At 57.2% G+C, this 1,197-nt stretch carries 1 protein-coding gene; it reads right to left on the reverse strand.

What is annotated here, in order from left to right; genetic code table 11:
• Window positions 1-22: 22 nt before the first annotated feature.
• Window positions 23-1,149 (reverse strand): IS3 family transposase gene (locus P9A16_RS35555; protein ID WP_278026564.1). Its coding sequence is split into 2 segments (ribosomal slippage): window positions 23-921 and window positions 921-1,149, totalling 1,128 coding nucleotides; the frame shifts between segments, so codons are not numbered across the junction.
• Between the last annotated feature and the right edge of the window lie 48 nt (window positions 1,150-1,197).

Consider the following 1,197-nt stretch of genomic DNA (forward strand, 5'->3'; position numbering starts at 1 on the left):
GAGTTTCGTAGACACCCTCGGGTTAGATTTTCTGCTGCTTCTCGAACTCGACGGGCGATAGCATTCCGTTTCTGACGTGCTTGCGCTTCGGGTTGTAGAACATCTCGATGTAGTCGAACACGTCCTGGCGCGCTTCATCGCGTGAGCGGTAAACCCTGCGACGTATCCTCTCCCGCTTCAGAAGATTGAAGAAGCTCTCGGCCACCGCATTGTCATGGCAGTTGCCGCGTCGGCTCATCGAGTGAAGCAGATTGTGGTGCCTGAGGAACGAGGCCCAATCCATGCTGGTGAATTGCGAACCCTGATCCGAATGAATCAGCACTTTGTCCTTCGGCTTTCGCCTCCACACCGCCATGAGCAGAGCCTGCAATACGACGTCCGTGGTTTGGCGGCTCTGCATCGCCCAGCCGATGACCCGGCGAGAATAGAGGTCGATGACGACCGCAAGGTAAGAGAAGCCCTCGCAGGTTCGGATGTAGGTGATGTCCGTGACCCAGGCCTTGTCCGGAGCCGCGACGTCAAATTGTCGGTCGAGTGTGTTGTCGATAGCGACGGTAGGCCTGCCGCCATAGATGCCGGGACGGCGTTTGTAGCCGATCTGCGCCTTTATCCCGGCGAGACGCGTCAGGCGCGCGACCCGGTTCGGGCAACACATCTCTCCCTGATCGAGAAGGTCGTCGTGCAGCTTGCGATAACCGTAGACCTTGCCGCTCTCTTCCCATGCCTTCAGGAGCAGATCGGTCTGTCGCTTGTCCTCGTTGGCTCGCCTGCTCAGCGGGTTCTTCAGCCAGGTGTAAAATCCACTGGGATGAACCCGCAAAAGGCGGCACATCATCCGCACCGAAAACTGCAAGCGATGCAGGGCAATGAACGCGTACTTCACTTTGCATCCCTGGCGAAATACGCGGCCGCTTTTTTTAGGATATCGCGCTCCTCGGTGACGCGAGCCAGTTCCTTCTTCAGCCGCCTGATCTCCTCGGCCTCGTCGTTGCCCCTGGCGTTCGACGCGGCAAACTTCTTCTTCCATTCATAAAGGGAATGCTGGCTCACGCCGAGGCGCTGAGAAACCTCCGCAACCGGATAGCCTCGCTCCGTGATCTGGCGCACGGCGTCGCGCTTAAAATCTTCGGTGAAATTCGATTTGCTCATGATGCTCTTCCTGCCTCAAAATTAGGAAAGAAGGCGTCTACAAATCTA

It is taken from the genome of Shinella sp. 838 (assembly GCF_029623935.1).
GTDB lineage: Bacteria > Pseudomonadota > Alphaproteobacteria > Rhizobiales > Rhizobiaceae > Shinella.